At 37.0% G+C, this 19,083-nt stretch carries 22 protein-coding genes and 2 pseudogenes; 15 read left to right on the forward strand and 9 right to left on the reverse strand.

Annotation, left to right across the window (positions count from 1 at the left end):
• Positions 1–121: pseudogene (locus IQ237_RS20725) on the forward strand (photosystem II q(b) protein); the annotation flags it as partial.
• 391 nt (positions 122–512) lie between these two features.
• Here IQ237_RS20725 and IQ237_RS20730 read toward each other — a convergent pair.
• Complete coding sequence (locus IQ237_RS20730) at positions 513–854, reverse strand: hypothetical protein (RefSeq protein ID WP_194058621.1); 342 nt, start codon at positions 852–854, stop codon at positions 513–515.
• Between the two features lie 138 nt (positions 855–992).
• On the opposite strand from IQ237_RS20730, the gene IQ237_RS20735 reads away from it, so the two are divergent.
• The 7 genes from IQ237_RS20735 (at position 993) to IQ237_RS20765 (ending at position 4,903) form a co-directional block, all read left to right on the forward strand.
• Positions 993–1,454 (forward strand): hypothetical protein, encoded by a 462-nt coding sequence (locus tag IQ237_RS20735; RefSeq protein ID WP_194058623.1) that lies wholly within the window; start codon positions 993–995, stop codon positions 1,452–1,454.
• 21 nt (positions 1,455–1,475) lie between these two features.
• A complete protein-coding gene (locus tag IQ237_RS20740) occupies positions 1,476–1,616 on the forward strand; it encodes a type II toxin-antitoxin system HicB family antitoxin (RefSeq protein ID WP_228020542.1) in 141 nt (46 codons plus the stop codon).
• A 23-nt stretch (positions 1,617–1,639) separates the two neighbouring features.
• Positions 1,640–2,023, forward strand: coding sequence for a transposase family protein (locus tag IQ237_RS20745; RefSeq protein ID WP_228020543.1), 384 nt, complete (start codon positions 1,640–1,642; stop codon positions 2,021–2,023).
• Positions 2,024–2,242: 219 nt separating this feature from the next.
• Complete coding sequence (locus IQ237_RS20750) at positions 2,243–2,461, forward strand: type II toxin-antitoxin system HicB family antitoxin (RefSeq protein WP_194058625.1); 219 nt, start codon at positions 2,243–2,245, stop codon at positions 2,459–2,461.
• Positions 2,458–2,679 (forward strand): type II toxin-antitoxin system HicA family toxin, encoded by a 222-nt coding sequence (locus tag IQ237_RS20755; protein WP_194058627.1) that lies wholly within the window; start codon positions 2,458–2,460, stop codon positions 2,677–2,679. The genes IQ237_RS20750 and IQ237_RS20755 overlap by 4 nt, the downstream gene beginning before the upstream one ends.
• 74 nt (positions 2,680–2,753) lie before the next feature.
• Positions 2,754–3,842 carry a chorismate synthase gene (gene aroC, locus IQ237_RS20760; protein ID WP_194058636.1) on the forward strand — a complete coding sequence of 363 codons (1,089 nt, stop codon included), beginning with the start codon at positions 2,754–2,756 and terminating at the stop codon, positions 3,840–3,842.
• A gap of 158 nt (positions 3,843–4,000) precedes the next feature.
• Entirely contained in the window at positions 4,001–4,903 is a 903-nt protein-coding gene (locus IQ237_RS20765; protein WP_194058637.1) for an LD-carboxypeptidase, read from the forward strand.
• Between the two features lie 13 nt (positions 4,904–4,916).
• Here IQ237_RS20765 and IQ237_RS20770 read toward each other — a convergent pair whose 3' ends face one another.
• Positions 4,917–5,660 carry a bifunctional 2-polyprenyl-6-hydroxyphenol methylase/3-demethylubiquinol 3-O-methyltransferase UbiG gene (locus IQ237_RS20770; RefSeq protein WP_194058639.1) on the reverse strand — a complete coding sequence of 248 codons (744 nt, stop codon included), beginning with the start codon at positions 5,658–5,660 and terminating at the stop codon, positions 4,917–4,919.
• 134 nt (positions 5,661–5,794) lie between these two features.
• On the opposite strand from IQ237_RS20770, the gene IQ237_RS20775 reads away from it, so the two are divergent.
• From IQ237_RS20775 to IQ237_RS20800, 6 genes are all read left to right on the forward strand, one after another.
• Positions 5,795–6,598, forward strand: coding sequence for an FkbM family methyltransferase (locus IQ237_RS20775; RefSeq protein WP_194058641.1), 804 nt, complete (start codon positions 5,795–5,797; stop codon positions 6,596–6,598).
• 75 nt (positions 6,599–6,673) lie between these two features.
• Positions 6,674–7,324 carry a glycosyltransferase family A protein gene (locus tag IQ237_RS20780; protein WP_194058643.1) on the forward strand — a complete coding sequence of 217 codons (651 nt, stop codon included), beginning with the start codon at positions 6,674–6,676 and terminating at the stop codon, positions 7,322–7,324.
• 88 nt (positions 7,325–7,412) lie between these two features.
• The gene (locus IQ237_RS20785; protein ID WP_194058645.1) at positions 7,413–8,600 is read left to right on the forward strand and encodes a glycosyltransferase; all 1,188 of its coding nucleotides are present in this window, start codon (positions 7,413–7,415) and stop codon (positions 8,598–8,600) included.
• A gap of 72 nt (positions 8,601–8,672) precedes the next feature.
• Positions 8,673–9,980: an ABC transporter substrate-binding protein gene (locus tag IQ237_RS20790; RefSeq protein WP_194058647.1), complete on the forward strand. Its 1,308-nt coding sequence runs from the start codon at positions 8,673–8,675 to the stop codon at positions 9,978–9,980.
• A 512-nt stretch (positions 9,981–10,492) separates the two neighbouring features.
• Positions 10,493–11,545, forward strand: a complete 1,053-nt coding sequence (gene hemE, locus IQ237_RS20795) for a uroporphyrinogen decarboxylase (protein WP_194058649.1) — start codon at positions 10,493–10,495, stop codon at positions 11,543–11,545.
• Between the two features lie 112 nt (positions 11,546–11,657).
• On the forward strand, positions 11,658–12,014 hold the full coding sequence (locus IQ237_RS20800; protein ID WP_194058651.1) for a hypothetical protein: 357 nt from the start codon (positions 11,658–11,660) through the stop codon (positions 12,012–12,014).
• Between the two features lie 40 nt (positions 12,015–12,054).
• Here the strand turns inward: IQ237_RS20800 and IQ237_RS20805 are convergent, their stop codons facing one another.
• Both IQ237_RS20805 and IQ237_RS20810 read right to left on the reverse strand, forming a co-directional pair.
• Positions 12,055–12,270 (reverse strand): hypothetical protein, encoded by a 216-nt coding sequence (locus IQ237_RS20805; protein WP_193942532.1) that lies wholly within the window; start codon positions 12,268–12,270, stop codon positions 12,055–12,057.
• 398 nt (positions 12,271–12,668) lie between these two features.
• Positions 12,669–14,087 (reverse strand): annotated as a pseudogene (locus tag IQ237_RS20810) (GUN4 domain-containing protein).
• Positions 14,088–14,255: 168 nt separating this feature from the next.
• On the opposite strand from IQ237_RS20810, the gene IQ237_RS20815 reads away from it, so the two are divergent.
• On the forward strand, positions 14,256–15,212 hold the full coding sequence (locus tag IQ237_RS20815; RefSeq protein WP_194058653.1) for an NAD(P)-dependent oxidoreductase: 957 nt from the start codon (positions 14,256–14,258) through the stop codon (positions 15,210–15,212).
• A gap of 232 nt (positions 15,213–15,444) precedes the next feature.
• Here the strand turns inward: IQ237_RS20815 and IQ237_RS20820 are convergent, their stop codons facing one another.
• The 5 genes from IQ237_RS20820 to rnpA form a co-directional block, all read right to left on the reverse strand.
• Complete coding sequence (locus tag IQ237_RS20820) at positions 15,445–15,951, reverse strand: DUF177 domain-containing protein (RefSeq protein WP_194058655.1); 507 nt, start codon at positions 15,949–15,951, stop codon at positions 15,445–15,447.
• Positions 15,952–16,200: 249 nt separating this feature from the next.
• Entirely contained in the window at positions 16,201–16,734 is a 534-nt protein-coding gene (locus IQ237_RS20825; protein ID WP_194058657.1) for a R3H domain-containing nucleic acid-binding protein, read from the reverse strand.
• A gap of 2 nt (positions 16,735–16,736) precedes the next feature.
• Complete coding sequence (yidC, locus tag IQ237_RS20830) at positions 16,737–17,888, reverse strand: membrane protein insertase YidC (RefSeq protein WP_194058659.1); 1,152 nt, start codon at positions 17,886–17,888, stop codon at positions 16,737–16,739.
• Positions 17,889–18,264: 376 nt separating this feature from the next.
• Complete coding sequence (locus IQ237_RS20835) at positions 18,265–18,654, reverse strand: PH domain-containing protein (protein WP_194058661.1); 390 nt, start codon at positions 18,652–18,654, stop codon at positions 18,265–18,267.
• Complete coding sequence (gene rnpA / locus IQ237_RS20840; RefSeq protein WP_194058663.1) at positions 18,641–19,063, reverse strand: ribonuclease P protein component; 423 nt, start codon at positions 19,061–19,063, stop codon at positions 18,641–18,643. Before rnpA ends, IQ237_RS20835 begins: the two co-directional genes overlap by 14 nt.
• Positions 19,064–19,083: the final 20 nt, after the last annotated feature.

The raw sequence follows: 19,083 nt of genomic DNA on the forward strand, positions 1-19,083 counted from the left end.
CAACCGCGCTAACTTAGGTATGGAAGTAATGCACGAGCGTAACGCTCACAACTTCCCCTTAGACTTAGCTGCTGGTGAAGTTGCTCCCGTTGCTTTGACTGCTCCTGCAATCAACGGTTAATTTGAATAAAACTCTGGGCTAGATAAAGAAACGCTCTCCAGAAATGGGGGGCGTTTTTTTTGTGTTTAATTTGTCAGAATCAGGATATCCAGGATTTAAGGATTTACAGGATGATGATATTTGTGATGGTTTACAACGATTTTCAGGTAAATAAACCATATTTTTAAATCTCACGCCAAGACGCAATCTCCGTCAGGAGATCCCGCAGGGTAGACGCAAAGGAAGAAAAGAAGAAAACAAGAAGGGTGTGGTACAAATACATAAAAACTGCTGTAGGTAAAATCTCTCAAACTTCTTGCCTTTGTGTCCTTTGCGTACTTTGCGGTTAGGTAAAAAAATTGAGATACTCTAACGATGAAATAGAAGTAATTTATTTTTGGGTAATATTTTGTTATACAGGTAAACGTCCGGTGATGAACATTTTATAACCTCCTGACATGAGAATTAATGATAGAAAAAATTGCCAGAGGCTTGTAGGATTAAGGATAGCTCGACTACTCATAAATACAAGAATAATTCCAGTAACTATGGGTATCCAGCCGAGATTTTTCATACTTCTGGGGAAGAATATTAAAATCATTACTCCTATCGTGAGTGCAAGTACGGAAGTATCTGCTGCTATTCCCCGCCACCAGTATGGATAAGCGTTTGTCGTAAAAATGATGTTTTGCCCAACTAGGTAGATACCTAATATCAGCAAACCAAAGCCGATAATTCTGAGTAAAAAGCCCATGATTATTTTAGTTAGCAAGTGTGGTTATAATTTAGCACACAGTATATTGATATATTCAGTATTGTTACATTAGTACAACAAGTTGTTTTGTCTGAATCAGGATTTCCAGGATTTCAGGATGTACAGGATGGGGATTTTATGAATAACAATGTAATTATTGATAGTAATTCAAGTTCTGAGATAGATTGGAAGTATCTGGAAGCATCCCAACAGTTGCAACTAGATAAACAAAATTATGGTGCTGATTATATTCATCTTTATATTGATGATATAGAAGGTGATTGGCTGGAAAATTGGGATTGGGAAGATGATTTAGCAGATTATATTGATGCTTTTTATCATCATTGTGAACAGGGAAATTATCAATTTGCTTTTGATACTTTAAATGCTTGTGATGATTTATTGAATCAGCCGGTAAATTATGAACAGGGTTTAGAGGTTTATGGTTATTTGGTGGAAAGGTTAGAGTTAGAATGTGCAAAACAGGCTGATATAAATAATCAAGAGATTTTTAAAGAAGCAAAAAAGCGTATTTTCATATTACAAAATAATGGACAAGGTGAAAATATGCCAGATTATGATATAATATCCAATTATTAGTAAACAAGGAAAAGTTATTTTATGTCCTATAAAGTTAGTATTGTGATTGAAAAAGATGAAGATGGATATTATGCTTATTGTCCTGAACTTCCTGGGTGTCAATCTGAAGGTGATTCATTAGACATATCCGAAAAAGAATCAAATTATGGTATAACAGGATAAAATCGTGTACCTACCCTGAGATTATGAGCAACATAGTTGAGTACATTCATAACAATCCTGAAGAATCACAACGGTTATTAGGGCTGCATTATGAACAGCTAAAACAACTGATAGAGAAAGCAATAGAGCTACATAATAATAAAAAAGAATTAGCAGAATCTAAAAAAGTCAGACTCATTCTGGGAGGAGGTGGACGCAAGCCAAAATTAACCCCAGAGTCGCAAATAATTTTAACATTAACATATTTACGTCATTTGACAACATTTCAGTTACTAGGTATTCAATTTGGCGTAAGTGAGACAACGGCAAATGACACATTTAACTATTGGTTTCCACTACTGGGAGAATTATTACCACCAAGTTTAATATCACAGGTAAAAAAAACTCCAACGACCACGAAATTGTGAAAGAACTGTTAACGGAGTTTGAGTTAATCGTGGATAGCTATTTTATATCACGGTTTGTAATTTGCATAATCAACATAGCCTTAACAATGCCAATCTCAATTTAAAATACATTTGGCAACCTGACAACTAATGTTATATTATATAAATGATTTACAACCATAAAATATATTAAAATATGTCTGTCATTGTATGTCATTCCATCAAGAAACTACTTGAACTATGGTAAAAATGAAATCTCAAAGAAAAGTGCTGTTATCTCATGGTGAAGATGGGTATTTTGTTGTCGAAGTACCCAGTTTACCCGGTTGTATTAGTCAGGGTAAAACTCGTGAGGAAGCTTTAGCTAATATTGAAGAAGCAATATCTCTCTATATTGAAGTTTTGCAAGATAGAGGTGAACCTGTTCCAGAAGATACGGTTGAGGTAGTATTAGTGTGAGTAAATTACCTATTATCTCAGGTTTAGAATGTGTGAAAGCATTACAAAAAATCGGCTTTGTTGTAGATAGACAAAGAGGAAGTCACATTATATTGGTTCGTGAAGAACCGAGAACTACAATATCTGTACCAGATCATAAAGAATTAGATAGGGGTACTTTGCGGGGAATTATTCGACAAGCGGGTTTAAGTGTAGATGAATTTATTGAATTATTGTGACACAGCAACAAAGGCATGATCTCTGGTGCAACTCCATGTAAAATACATAATTCAGACTGTATTTCCTCAACAACATGGGTAGCACATTTGGTCATCTTTTCCGAATCACGACATTTGGCGAATCTCACGGCGGCGGTGTGGGTGTTATCATTGATGGTTGTCCCCCACGACTGGAAATTTCCCCCGAAGAAATTCAATTTGAACTAGACAGAAGACGGCCAGGACAAAGTAAAATCACTACACCCCGCAAAGAAGCGGACACCTGTGAGATATTATCAGGAGTCTTTGAAGGTAAAACCCTGGGAACACCTATTTCTATCTTAGTCAGAAATAAAGATACCCGTTCCCAAGATTACGATGAAATGGCGCAAAAATACCGTCCTTCCCATGCAGATGCTACTTATGATGCAAAATATGGGTTTAGAAATTGGCAAGGTGGCGGCAGATCCTCAGCACGTGAGACAATAGGTAGGGTAGCTGCTGGTGCGATCGCCAAAAAAATTCTCCGTCAAGTTGCAGGTGTGGAAATTATCGCTTACGTTAAACGCATCAAAGACTTAGAAGGAACTGTTGATACAAACACTGTAACTTTAGAAGATGTAGAAAGTAACATCGTCCGTTGTCCCGATGGGGAAATTGCCAACCAAATGATAGAATTAATCGAAAAAACTGGTAGAGATGGTAACTCTATTGGTGGTATAGTTGAATGTGTAGTGAGAAACGTTCCCAAAGGATTAGGAGAACCGGTTTTTGATAAATTAGAAGCAGACTTAGCAAAAGCAGTCATGTCACTTCCTGCAAGTAAAGGTTTTGAAATAGGTTCAGGTTTTGACGGAACTTTGTTAACAGGTTTTGAACATAACGACGAATTTTATATTGATGAAAACGGAGAAATTAGAACAGTAACCAACCGTTCTGGAGGTATTCAAGGGGGAATTTCTAACGGCGAAAATATTATTATCAGAGTTGCTTTCAAACCAACTGCAACTATTAGAAAAGAACAAAAAACCGTCACCAAAGAAGGAGAAGAAACCTTATTAGCAGGAAAGGGAAGACATGATCCTTGTGTTTTACCCCGCGCTGTTCCTATGGTTGATGCGATGGTAGCTTTGGTTTTATGCGATCATCTATTAAGAAATCATGGACAGTGTAAATTATTATAAAATTTGAACGCAGATGAACGCGGATTAACGCTGATAAAATTGTCTATTTGTAGACTAAAAAATCCTACATATCTATTACTTATTATCCTGATTTATCTGCGTTTATCTGCGTTTATCTGCGTTTAATATTTACTGGAAAAATTTTCTATTAATAATTTATGCCCCACACTATCTTACCTCCTCCTTTAAAACCAGGTGATTTATTGCGCGTTATTGCTCCTAGTGGTGCGTTACGGGAGTTTGCAGCTTTTGAACAAAGTTTGGAAATTTGGCGATCGCATGGCTACAATATCCAAGTGAGCGACAATATAGAAAGTAGACATGGTTATCTTGCTGGTACTGATGATCACCGTCGTCAACAGTTAGCCACAGCATGGCATGATCCAGACTGTCGCGGTATTATCTGTGCTAGGGGTGGTTTTGGGAGTACCCGCATTTTGGAAAATTGGTCTTGGGAACAAAAAACAGCAGATCCGAAATGGTTGATCGGTTTTTCTGATATCACAGCCCTGCTTTGGAGTCTCTATAAGGCTGGTATTTCCGGTTTACATGGTCCCGTACTCACTACCTTGGTAAATGAGCCAGAATGGTCAATAAAACGACTATTTGATATTTTAGCAGGTGGGGCGATCGCACCTTTAAAGGGTAAGGGTTGGGGTGGTGGTACGGTGACGGGTGTGTTACTTCCTGGTAATCTGACAGTAGCTACCCATCTTTTGGGTACACCGCTTTTACCTAACCTTGATGGTGTAATTTTGGCGTTGGAGGATGTGACAGAACCACCCTATCGTATTGATAGGATGTTAACTCAATGGCGGTTAAGTGGTATGCTGTCTAAGGTTCGGGGTATTGCTTTGGGAGGGTTTACCAAGTGTGAAGCACCACCTAATATACCTAGTTTGACTATAGAGGAAGTTTTGCGCGATCGCCTCTCAAGCCTAAATATACCCATTGTTTCCGACTTACCCTTTGGTCATGATAGCCCTAATGCAGCTTTACCCGTTGGGGTACAAGCAACATTAGATGGAGAACAAGGAATATTAGATATTCATCTTAACTAACAAAAAATTTCCTTTATATCCACTTACGATAACAACGAGCCGTGGTATAGTAAGGATGGAAAACTTCCAAAAACTTACTCTGAATTGTTTTGAAAAAAGATTCTACTACTTGTGGATCATCCAAATGAAAAGGATATTCTTGATTAAAGCCTTTGAAAAAATGCCAATTAAGAATCGTCTTACCTTCAGGTTTCAAAACTCGATAAAATGAAAGTAATTGTTCGCAGGGATCTGACAAATGCTCTAAAACATCAAAAGAAATAATGGTATCAAAAGTCTCGTTTGACGGCATTTTTGAACAAAAAGATATTTTGTGACTCAGCCCCAACTGTTCGGCTCGATGACTAACAAAATCAAGGTTTATCGGGTTAATATCACAATATATCACTTGCTCAACTTGAGGACAAAGAGCCGCACAAATTGTATGAGTGCCAATACCACCACCAAAATCTAACAATCGTCCTTTGGCATTATCTGCAATTAGAAACAAGGTATTTTCAATATTTAGAGAACATTCTAAATGCCAAGCTCCCAATTCAAATAAATACATCTCTCCTACTTTGTCACGATAGAAATTAGTTGCTGTTTCCCAATCAAAATCTCTATGTCCTAACTCAGCTAATTTCTGCTGACCTGCGCTTAAATTTTTCTCAAGCGTTTCTGAATCTAAATGCAAAAATTCCTGTAAATGCTGTTTTAAGTTAAATGAATTCTGGTAATAATCACTTAAAAAATCAGGGAGTGCAACCTTAACCATAATTTAATATCTGACAGAGAATTAATTTGGATTGTAAGCACTTAACTGATATCATAATTTAGGCTAAAATGTAAAGTGAAAATAATGATAGATTCTTCATTCTATTTATATTTGATTCAAGGATTAAACAAATTATGGATAGTAACTTAATAATTGATGTTGGTGTTCACACAGGTCAGGATACAGAGTTTTACTTAAAAAAAGGCTTTCGAGTTATTGGTATTGAGGCTCATCCAGAAATTTATGAAACTGCAAAAAACCGACTCAAGTCATATATAGAAAGTGGTCAACTTACTCTTTTAAATATTGCCATATCACCCAAGGATGAGCCTATTACTTTTTATGCTAACTTAGACAGAAGTTTTTGGGGTACGATTTCACCTGATAGAGTTAAGGAGAGCGATCGCTCTTTTGGTACTCGTTCAGTGGAGATGACAGTCACAGGACGCAGATTTGAAAGCATTTTAGCAGAGTTTGGAGTTCCCTACTATTTGAAAATAGACATCGAAGGTTCTGATTTATTATGCGTCAAAGCATTACAGCAATTTGACACTAAACCACAGTTTATATCTATAGAATCCACCAAAGCTTCTTGGAGTGCTTTACTGGAAGAAATAGAGTTATTGAAGGAACTTGGTTATCAGAAATTTAAAGCTGTCAACCAAGCAAAAGTAACTCAACAAGTTGCTCCCTCACCACCACGAGAAGGTAAATATATTCCATATCAATTTGAATATGGTGCTAGTGGACTTTTTGGAGAAGAAACACCTGGTAATTGGCTATCAGAAAGTGAAGTAATCAAAGCATATAAAGGCATTTTTAGGAACTATAAAATATTTGGAGTTAATGGTATAATTTACCAATTTTATGCAGGCAAAATGCTTTTAGAATCACTAAACATCAAAGAACCTTGGTATGATACTCATGCTAGTTTGTAACTTTAGTGATTACCCTAATTACCTGATTTTCAATTGTTGAATTTATTGAATTTACCAAGCAAATATTAGTTTCCTATGACTCCTATCAACTTTGACCCTATTCCTGAAGTCTCTGTCGTCATCTGTACATACAATAGAGATACATATTTAGAAAATACTATTAATAGCGTGATCAATCAAACCTTCAAAGATTGGGAACTGATTATAGCTGATGATGGCAGTCAAGACCATACCTTTGATGTGGTTAATCATTATGTACAGAAATTTAATAATATTCGTTACTTAAAACATCAAAATAAAAAACAAAGTTATGCTAAAAATGCCGGAATTCAGGCATCATTTGGCAAATACATCACATTGTTAGATAGCGACGATTCCTATAAACCTAACCATTTAGAATCTCGCTTTGAATATATGAAAGCAAATCCAGAAATTGATTTAATTGAAGGTGGTTTTTTCAGTGAAGAGGAAATTATTGTTGCTGACTATTACCAACCAGGTAAATTAATTAATCTTAGAGAATGTGTGTTAGGTCCGACATTTTTTGGTAAAAGAAAAGTCTTTTTTGAACTGGGTGGTTTCAAGCATATTTCCTATGGTGAAGATACAGATTTTTGGGAAAGAGCAGAAAAAATATTTAAAACTCAAAAAATCACTAAACCAGAAACTTATGTTTACACACGAGCAGAAATCAGTGTGACTAAAAGTTTTTTAGCGACTCAGTAATGCTCCAGATTGATTGAGTTCAAATTAATTAATTAATTATTTTTACACTATCCAATCTTCCAGTGTTTACCCTAAATACCCCAGTAAAATGGTGAAATCTAATCAGCATATTTGTCATCTAGTTTTAAGTAATATTGGTGGAGTGCCTAGAACTGCAAATTCTCTAATTGATACTCAGTCTCAAGCTGGTTATAAAGTCTCGACAATAGTATTGACTGATTTAGATTCACAATGGATAGTTGATTTTAAAGCTGCTGAAAAAATCATAATTATGAAAGTTGCCGGCAGTTTATTTTATATTGGTGGAGCAATACATCAAATATGGATAGCTATAAAATTAAGTCAAGTAATTGCTGAATTAAAACCAGATATTATTGTTTGCCATACGGCATTTATCACCAAACTTTTTTATCTTTCTCAACTGATTCCAGGCAGTGTAAAAACTCCCTATATCAGCTATCTTCATACTGATTTTATCTCTGAATTACAGGCTGAAAGCAAAAACAAATCACTGATAGGAATATTGCAAAACTTATCTATACGTGTTGATAATTGGATTAGTTTGAGTAGTCTTCAACAAGCGAGTGGATTAGTATTTGTTTGTAAAAGTCTCTATGAAAGATTCTTGCATCTGGGATTAAATCCTCGTCACATGGCAATATGCTATAATCCCGCTATGCCCGATTCAAATAATCAGCCATTAAATTCTACCGCTGAGTCATGGTTAAAAAACCATAAATTAATTACTTTTGTATCTGCTGCTCGATTTCATCATCAAAAAGATCATCCAACTTTACTCAAAGCATTTGCTCAAGCTAGTCAGCATCATTCCAACATCCGATTAATTTTACTAGGAGATGGTAGTTTAGAAACAGAAATGCAAGAATTGGCAAATTATTTAAACATTAGTGATATTGTTCTGTTTGCAGGGACTGTTACTAATCCTAGAGCTTACTTTTTATTATGTAGAGCAGTAATCCTTGCTTCTCATTATGAAGGATTTGGTATGGTGCTTGTAGAAGCTGTAGCTAGTGGAGTAACCTTTATTGCTAGTGATTGTCCAGTTGGACCACGTGAAATTTCTGAAGTATTGAAATGTGGAACTTTAGTACCTCCAAATGATGTGGATGCTCTAGCAAAAGCAATTATTAATCATGTGGAAACTCCTAAAGAGATAATAGACCGTTCTGAGCAAATAGAAAGACTATTTAGTGAGTCTAGTTGTGCCAATAATTTAGAGATGTTAATCCAGAAAGCTTTTCAGAAAAAAATCTGATATAATCCTAAATATCTAGACATTACAATGCAATCTTAGTCCTATTTTGTAGTCAAAAAATGAATAAACAAAATGAAAAATAGATTATTATTTTTGGCAGTTAATTTTCTGCGAGATATTAATAAATTTGCGTTTTTAGGAATTATAATATTTTTTTGCCTGATTTGCTTATCGAGTTGTCAACCACTAGAAACTCAAAAAAATCAAGTCATTCACCTAACCCTATGGCAGTCAATAAATCCTCCTCAAAACCGGGAGTTATTTCAAAAACTTGTTAATAAATTTAATCAAACGCATCCAAATATTTACGTTGAATCCATCTTTCAACCTGAACCTCAATTACCGAAAATATTAACAGCATTTGTTGGTAATGCTTTGCCTGATATTTTATTTTTTTACCCAGAATATACAGGACAATTTGTAGAATTGGGAGCAATTAAACCTTTAGATGATTGGTTGGATAAATTTTCAATTAAGTCAGACATTAAGCCGAATCTAATCAAAGGAATGGAGATAAATGGTCATATTTGGTCTGTGCCAATGCACACCAGTAATATTGGGATTTTTTACAGACCCAAATTATTTGAATCTGCGGGAATTACAGAAATACCTAAAACTTGGGAAGAGTTAAGAGAAATTGCTAAAAAATTGACGATAGATAAAAATGGAGATCATCGTCCAGAACAGTATGGAATTTTACTTCCTTTAGGTAAAGGAGGATGGACGGTTTTTAGTTGGTTGCCGTTTTTGTTTGCTGCCCAAGGAGAAATTGTCACGGATAATTATCCAAGTTTAACTCATCCAGGTGCGATCGCTGCTTTAAAATTTTGGCAAGATATGATCGCAGATGGTTCAGTTATGCTTTCTGCTCCCGAACGAGGTTATGAAGAAGATGCTTTTCTTCAGGGTCGGGTAGCCATGCAAATTACTGGACCTTGGACATTAATCATGAAGTCTCAAGTAGATCATCAAGTCTTTCCTGTACCTGCTGGAATCATACCTGCAACAGTCACAGGTACTGCTAGTTTGTTTGTGATGAAAACTGCACCAGAAAGGGAAAAAGCCGCACTCACATTTTTAGAGTATGTCTTAAGTGAAGAATTCCAAACAGAATGGACTATAAAAACGGGTTTTTTACCAGTTACTTTTTCTGCTGCTCGTAGTCAAACTTACCAGCAATTTATTAATAAAAACCCATTACTGAAAGTATTTTTTGAACAGTTATCTGTAGCGCAGTCTGTACCTTCTATAGCTGGTTATAGTCGCATTGCTGATAGTTTAGGTAGAGCAATTGAAGCAACATTATTAGGAAAATCCTCCCCTGAAGTTGCTTTAAAACAAGCTCAGGAACGTTTAGAAGTAATTTGGGGTGAAAAATAGGTGCCTGGTGATTGGTGACTGGTGACTGGTGACTGGGGTGTTATCTGCTATATAAAACCTAGACAAAGCTAGACTTTACTTTCTACTTCAACGGGAGCATGGGAGCGGTTATCCCTCTGTAGACCTTCACGCTGTAGCCCAACGCGATTGTGTTCCAATTAAGTTTCTGAAAAAGACTACCACCATCATTGCTTGGTTTTCGCGTCGGCAATAGTCTCAATTCAATACTTGATATCACCGTATTATATATCAAGTAGTTGATTTTTTCCGGAAAATATATTGATTTTTGTCAATATAAGTATAGTTTTGTCTATGAAATTGTCAACTTAGGACAAGCTCCCCTACTTCCCCTACTTCGTCCTGAACTTCTGACTCCTGAACTCCTAAATTTTAACGTTTTATTAAGTTAAGTAAAGCAACTGTTAGACCTTTTAGGGTACGAGACTCAACCGCAATCCAGTGATGATAAGCTAAACAGTGAAATATAAAAGTGACTTAGGATGTAGTGTTAAATGGGTGTTTCCTCAACAGTTCCTCTCCTCCTTCGGGCTGCACGCGGTGAAAAAGTAGATCGTCCCCCTGTATGGATGATGCGACAAGCGGGGCGCTATATGAAAGCGTATCGGGACTTGCGGGAGAAATATCCTTCTTTTCGGGAACGCTCAGAAATTCCTGAAGTTGCGATCGAAGTTTCCCTGCAACCTTGGAAAGCTTTTCAACCCGATGGAGTAATTTTGTTTTCCGATATTGTCACCCCCTTACCTGGTATGGGGATCGACATGGATATTGCGGAAGGGAAGGGACCGATTATTTTTTCGCCCATTCGCACTCAAGCACAAATCGAAAAACTGCGTCCCCTAGATCCTGAAGCTGCTTTACCGTTTATTAAGACGATTTTGGGATCGTTACGCCAAGAAGTCGGCGATAAGTCAACGGTTTTGGGTTTTGTGGGCGCTCCTTGGACTTTGGCGGCCTATGCGGTGGAAGGTAAGGGTTCTAAAACCTATTCCATCATTAAAAACATGGCTTTCTCAGATCCCAAAATTCTGCATCAGCTATTAACTAAGTTAGCTGAATCCATTGCTGAATATGTGCGCTATCAAATTAATTGTGGCGCTCAAGTGGTGCAGATGTTTGATTCTTGGGCGGGACAGTTAAGCCCCCAAGATTATGATACCTTTGCTTTACCTTACCAAAAAATGGTGTTTGATTTGGTGAAAAAGACTCATCCTGACACACCGTTAATTTTGTTAGTGACAGGTAGTGCTGGACTTTTAGAAAGAATGGCTACCTCTGGTGCAGATATCCTCACCATTGACTGGACTGTGGATATGGCAGATGCACGCAGAAGACTGGGTAAGGACGTGAAAGTACAGGGTAATCTTGATCCGGGTGTGTTGTTTGGTTCTAAGGAATTTATCCGCGATCGCATTTTGGACACTGTTCGCAAAGCCGGCGACTGGGGACATATTCTTAATTTGGGACATGGTGTATTACCAGAAACACCAGAAGAAAATGTCGCTCATTTCTTTGAAACTGCCAAAAATCTCAACGCTTTGGTTTAGTTTCTGGTTTATTGGGTGGGTTTTTTACCCACCTAATTTTTAGGGAACGCAGATTAACGCGGATGAACGCGGATGAGGAAATTCAACAACAGTTAAATTTAAAGGAAAAGCTATGCAAGTTACTTTAGATATTCCTGAAGAGTTAGCCAATAAATTACAATTATTTGAAAATCAATTACCCCAGATTTTAGAATTAGGAATTAGAGAATTAAATGCTGCTTCTCAACCAGGTTTTTCAGGTATGGCAGAAGTATTAGAATTTTTGGCACAGTTACCAACATCCTCAGAAATTATTGCTTTACGTCCTTCGGAAGAATTACAAAACCAAATTACTAATTTATTAGAAAAAAATCGGAATCAAGGTTTAACTGCTGCTGAAGAAATGATTTGGGAACAATATCAATATTTAGAGCATTTAGTTAGGATAGCAAAAGCCAAAGCTTTATTGAAATTACAAGCAGGGGAATAAATAATCTGAATAAAAAAGTGGAATAGAACAATTTGACCTGCTATTGCCATTTTTCTATTAAATCGGATTCGGTGTATTCAGGAAGATGATCATTTTCTAAGTCTCTCATAGCTTGTTCTAAGGAAAACTCATTCCATTCTTCATTTTCTTTGTTGGTCAAAATCGGGATTAAGATTTTTTGAATTGTCCATTTTTCTTCTTCTATCAGTTCTAAAATAGTTTCTTTGATCAGGGCTTTTAGTTGTTGGGTTTCCATTTTTCACCTTTGGTTGATCATTCTTTCATTTTACCTTGTTTTTCATCTGTGGATCTGTTAGTGGGAGAGTGAGAACGAACCACAGAGACACAGAGAACACAGAGAGCAATTTCTGTTATTTTTTAGTAGGTTGACATTAATATCCTTTACATCTTTTAATCCTGGTTATCCTGATTCTGACTTTTTCGGTTTTGTGTACAAGTTTACGAGGGAACGAACCACGTTCTGCGAAGCAGTTCCCGAAGGGTAGACACGAAGAACACGAAGCAAGAGTAAAGAGAGAATTTTCTGTTATTTTTTAGTAGGTTAACAGTAATATCCTGTACATCCTTTAATCCTGGTTATCCTGATTCTGATTTAATATTTTTCTGTGAATCTTTAGATTTTACAGTTGACTGTTATGAACGCAAGATCAGAACTATGACAACTGCTTTCCAGTAATCATCTTGAGAATACAAACTAATAACTACTTTCCACCACCATATCGAACCTACGGAAAAAAAAGGAAGATGCGCTTTTGGTGCTTTTATGTCAAAGGTAATCTCGTTATCAGATAGTAAATTTTCTCCTTTTCTCCATCCTACCTTATCTATAAATTTATTCCAAATTTTGTGGTCGTAATTTGTTGTTCACCCCACACTTTCATAAATCTGCTTTTGTACAGAAAATCCAAAGCGCCCATTACTATTCTTTACCCATAAATTGTCTATAATGCTGATGTCTTCACTTGGAATATCAAGAACATTGTCTATGGTTAAATAACCCGGTATTCCCCGGTTAGCAAGCTTCAATATTATCCGTCTTGTTTCCTCATCTGCTTCTTTCCATTTCCCATCTGCTAATAATTTTTCTAGTTTTTTATACTGACTGGGTACAGTAACAGATGGTAAAGTAACAGATGGTTGAGGAATTTTCACAGTTGGTTGTAAATTAGAAATTTGATTTACAGGACTTAAATCATTAATCACTTCCTTAACAGATTGATAACGATGTTTAGCAATAGGACTTGCTAATTTTTCCAAAATCTTTCCTAATTTATTACTTACCACATTCCCATTTAAAAAATCTCTCCATACCCATTCCCCTTCCATTGGACTATATAAATCAAAGGGACTAACTCCCGTTAATAAATGCAAACAAGTTACCCCTAAACTATATAAATCACTAATAAATAAAGGTTTACCCATAGACTGTTCTGGGGCGCAATATTCAGCAGTTCCAATAATTGTTCCTGTAGCTGTGCGTTGGTGTGATTTAACTATTTTCGCTGCCCCAAAATCGACTAAAAATAACTTATTATCACTACTTAAAATAATATTTTCTGGTTTAATATCTCGGTGAATCACCTGTTTACTATGAACAAATTCCAATATTTGCAAAACTTCTATTAATAACTGTTTAACTTGCTGTTCCGAGAAAACACCATTATTATCTAACTCAGCTTGTAAAGTTTCACCTTTCACAAATTCCTGTACTAAATATTGACGATTATCATAAGTAAAATAAGCCATCAACTCAGGTATTTGCGGATGTTTACCCAACTCCTCTAAACGTTGTGCTTCCTGTGCAAATAACTGAGATGCTTTTTCAATACTATCCGTTCCCTGTGCTTGGGGTAAAAACTGTTTAATCACACAATAAGGTTTTGATGGTTTATCTTCATCAATAGCTAAAAAAGTTCTGCCAAAACCACCTTGACCTAAAATTGATAGAGGTATATATCTTTCCTTTAGCAGTAACTTATTACCGCACTTCTGACAAAATTGAAAACTATCAGGATTAGAAAAAAGACAGTCAGGATTAAGACATTGACGCATAGACTCAAAACCAACACACTGTTATAATTTTACCCTAATTAATCAAACCCCACGCAAAATCTCTCAAAACCTCAGATTCCCAACTTCTTGAAGAAGTCGGGGATCTATCTGCTCAAATCATGCTATAATTATACACCGTTATCAAAAATACCCAAAAACCCAACATCAATGACTAAACAAAGAATATTAATCACAGGTGCAAGCGGCTGTATCGGTCATTATATCAGCGAAACATTAATCAAAAACACAGAACACGAATTATATTTATTAGTTAGAAACCCCAACAAACTACAAATTAACACCACAGCACGTCCAGGAGTCACAATTTTACAAGGTGATATGCTGGAAATTAACAAATTTTCCAACTTATTAAAAACCATAGACACCGCAGTTTTAACCGCCACTTCTTGGGGTGGAGATAACATTTTTGATATTAATGTCAACAAAACCATAGAATTAATGAACCTGTTAAACCCGGAAAGATGTCAACAGGTAATTTATTTTTCAACTGCTAGTGTTTTAAATCACGAAAATCAACCATTAAAAGAAGCAGGAGAAATAGGAACAGATTATATTAGTTCTAAATATGATTGTTTACATAAAATTGAACATTTAGAGATTTTCCCGAAAATTACTACCGTTTTTCCTACTTTGGTTTTAGGTGGAGATAATCAAAAACCCTATTCTCATTTAACATCAGGTATTCCTGAAGTTACCAAATATATTAATATCATTCGTTTTTTACAAGCTGATGGTAGTTTTCATTTTATTCATGGTCAAGATATTGCTACAGTTATCCAGTATTTAATTGATTTTCCACCACAAACAGGAGATCCGAGAAGATTTGTTTTAGGTCAATCTGGGTTAACAGTAAATCAAGCAATTGAAGAAGTTTGTCAATATTTAAATAAAAAGATTTATTTCCGCATTCCTTTATCTTTGGGTTTAGCGAATGTGATTATTAAAATATTTAGGATTCAAATGGCAGCTTGGGATAGATTTTGTATGAATTATCGGCATTTTACCTATTCTAATGCTATCAATCCCGCGAGTTTTGATTTATCAAATTACTGTGCAACTATGAAGGATGTTTTAAGAATTAGTGGGGTGAAAGGTGGGAAATAAATATGTGAGAAGTTATGAGGATGAAATAGGGCGATCGCCTGGTAATTTACAGCAGTTTTCATATCTTTAGACCACAGTAAGGGCGAAGCATTCGGATGATAGTCTTAGGTAAAAACCGATAATTAATTGTCCGAATGCTTCACCCCTACATTGTTGACGCGAAACCTAAATCAAAATGTGGTTTATTTACCTGAAAATAGCTGTAAAAGGCAAGGCAAAAGTATATGGACAATTATTCAGGAAGTTGTTTTTTCAAACTTTCCAAAGCAGACCAACGTCTATCAACCTGCTTTTCACCACCAGCAGCAGTATTATCTAGAATACCCGGACAATTGCGATCGCACAACTGACGCTGAGGAATAGCTAAACACATTTGCTCATACAGCCATTCACTAGGATAAAAATAACCATCAGGTGAAAGCGTTTCCACTAAATCTTCTATAGCAACTTCCCTTTCTAATGGTAAATCTTCAACTTGATTAGCATTAGCATCTAACCAAATAATTTCTTTAGTATTAACAGCCAAACGTTGATTATATTGCTGCAAACAGCGGTTACAGGTACAAGTAATAATTGATTCTGCCTGCCCAGAAACTTCTAAATAATTACCCTGATGCTGGATGCGGATAGTTCCACGCACAGGGGTTAAAGTTTCCAGTCCAGGCAGAGACTCGTTAACTTGAATTTCCTCTGTCCGCTCCAGGGCTTTGGTTAGCTGCGGAATAAAAATAGCGTCCATTATGATTAGTGAGATATCCTCACGAAAAATTATGGTTAATGATCAGCAAAATTGCTGATAGCTGATATAAGAATTCAGGAGTCAGGAGGAGGCAGTGCGGTGGACGGGTTCCCCGGCATAAAGCAACTGCCGTTCAGGAGTAAGAATGTTTGATAAATTGCTAAATTATCAAATAGCGAGTTTAGGCGCAAGCTTTAAAAAGCTGACTGCTGACTGCTGATAGCTGAATACTTATCTTTGATTTTAGCTTTAATAGCCGGGATCTGTGGGTGGTTCAGTGGCAGGACGAACTACTAAATTACGATGGGGTTCTTTACCACGGCTAAAGGTTTCCAAATCAGGAAATTCCTTTAAAAAGCTGTGAACTTGTCGCCTTTCCGCTGAACTGAGGGATCTAATTTCTACCTCACGTCCAGAAAAACGCACTTCTTGAGCCGCAGTTCTAGCTAAAGCAGTTATTTCCGCTTGTCGTCTGACACGGTAGCCATTCAACTCAATGGTATAAGATGTCTGCTCATGTTCTGGCTGATGTAAATTTAGTACCGAATTAGCTAGATACTGCATAGCATCTAACACAGAACCACCAGCACCAATCAAAACTTTGATTTGTTCTGGCATCAAATTCGATTCATCAATAGTCAACCAATAGCTATCAGGTTCTTGAGAAACTGCCCCCAGAGTAGGAGCAGCCTCTAAATTACCCTTAACATTAGTAGAGATTCCAGTAAGTTGCAGCAATTGTGTTAACCATTCTTCACCACGCTGCATAGAAATTTCACTCATAATTAGCCTGTAGCCTTTTTCTTGGAACTTTTTGGTTCAAAGGGCAAAGCTTTAACCTCTACAGTTGCCGCTTGTTGTTCCTTTTCCTGGATAGCTACAATTTTTTGCAGTTCCTCTGGTAGAGGTTCGCGGGAAAGAATGTAGGTTTGCAAAGTTTGGAAAACGTTACCAATTACCATGTACATGAGTACACCAGCGGGTAGCGGGAAGAACAAAAACATTCCCGAAAAAATCACAGGTGTAATTTTATTAACTGTATCCTGTTGTGGATTACCACCACTGGAATTTTGCCCAGAAAGCATTTGGCTAAAGTACAAGCTGATGCCAAAGAAGACTATCATGCCGACAATATCCCAGTGAACTACACCATCTGGATCTATTGCCCCTACCCTACCTAAAGCATCAATAAACAGAAATCCTTTATCTGCTGCCAGTCCGGGAATTGTGCCTTGAATTGTCACATCTCCAGGTTGTAAGGCTTCTATGTTGCCTTCGGCATCAATTTTAACTCTATCTTCTCCTTTGGTTATTTTCCATTCAGGAGTTAATTTAGTTTCTGGATGTTCTGCTAGGAGTGCATCAAAGGGTTTGCCCTCCATTGTTTGATATTGAATCTTTGTCTTTTCTCCCACCGCTAACTTATTACCACCGGGAAGAATAGCGGTAATTTTGGTGTGATCCCCATCAGCAATGTAGATGTTTTGGGGAGGAGTTGCAAAGGCTTGGGGTTGAATGCGTTCTATTTGTTCGGATGGAAAGATTTGCAAGTTAAGGGAGTAGTTCACACCTGCAAATGGTGAACCCCGCAAAGTGGCAAACAGTGCTAGTAAAACTGGCATCTGTAACAGCAGGGGCAAACATCCAGCTAAGGGGTTGCCAAACTCTTTCTGAACATTCACCATTTCCTCTTGCTGCTTTTGCGGATCGTCTTTATAGCGTTCTTTAACTTCCGCCATCCGCTTTTGCATGAGAGGTTGCACTATTCGCATTCGGCGCATACTGCGAATAGAACCTGCACTCAGGGGATAGAGTGCAAACCTAATGATTAATGTTAAGGCAACGATCGCCAATCCATAGCTAGGAAAAAAACCATAGAAAAAGTCTATGATTGGCAGCATTACGTTGTTCGAGAGAAACCCGATACCAAAATCCATTATTCTAAATCCAACCCAAGGTACTTTGACATACTCCCTGCCCTAAAAGGGCAAGGATTCTGGGTTTAAACAACAGTTGCGGATTAAGTCCGTCTTACACTATCTCGCCCAACAGACAATGCCTTGCCTGTTTCCAGTATTGTATCAAAAAGCCGTCCTGGAAGGACGGAGAACCTCAAACCCAGGTTTTCGGTAAACTGAACTAAATCTAATTTATCTAAATCGTGATTTATTAGCGACTATCATTGACTACGGATAGCCGCACAATGGTGATTGGGGATTCTATTTTGGATTTTGGATTTTGGATTTTGGATTATTTTTCTTAACTTCAATCTCAAATCTAAAATCTAAAATCTAAAATTTCCCTGCCTCCTGCCTACTTTTGAGCAGCAGTATATTGGGGATTTTTAGCGGCGACTTTCTCACTTATATAATCATAAGTTTCCCGAAAATTGGGAATAGCCCGTATTTCTAACCGACTACCGTTTTTCAGGGTTAGTACCATATCTCCCCATAAACCTATGCCACGGGGAACTTTTACTACTTTGACTATTTCTGAGTAAATTACGTCGGTGCGATCGCGTCCTAGCCAACCACCCATGACAGCAACTCGCCGATCAGTGATTTTAAAACGTAACCATAACGCTCTAACTATCGCTCCAATAGTTAATGGTAAACCCACAACTGTTATCCCAATCAATAAATTGAGAATCAAATCCCCAATATGGGGACCACCTTCATAATAAACTTCTTCACGAATACCCATTTATTACCTCTGCTTTTACCAACAACTGCTCTAATTCTTGCAGAAATTGTTGGCTTACGCACTCAGATTCTGCTGTCTTTGGCTTGACAATCACTACCAATCGCCATCCAGGTGATAACTTAGGCAATATTTGAGACAATGCGGCTGTAATTTGCCGTTTAATCCGATTGCGAACTACTGCTCTTTTACTGACTTTGGTGCTAATGGAAACGCCAATTTTTGTACTAGCTAAATCTTGACATTTAGTTAATTTTATGGTAACAGCGTCATTATCACTAGAAGATTTTTGTGGACGTGACGGTTTTAAAGCTCTCAAAGTGAAATGAGAGCTATGACACCGAATTCCTTCCCGGAAAACCGCCTGGAAATCCTTGCGGGATTTTAATCTATATGCTTTGGGCAAAGCCACAGCTTCTCTATTTGCTGGAT

The sequence above is a fragment of the Sphaerospermopsis sp. LEGE 08334 genome, assembly GCF_015207205.1.
In the GTDB taxonomy this organism is placed as follows: Bacteria; Cyanobacteriota; Cyanobacteriia; order Cyanobacteriales; family Nostocaceae; genus Sphaerospermopsis.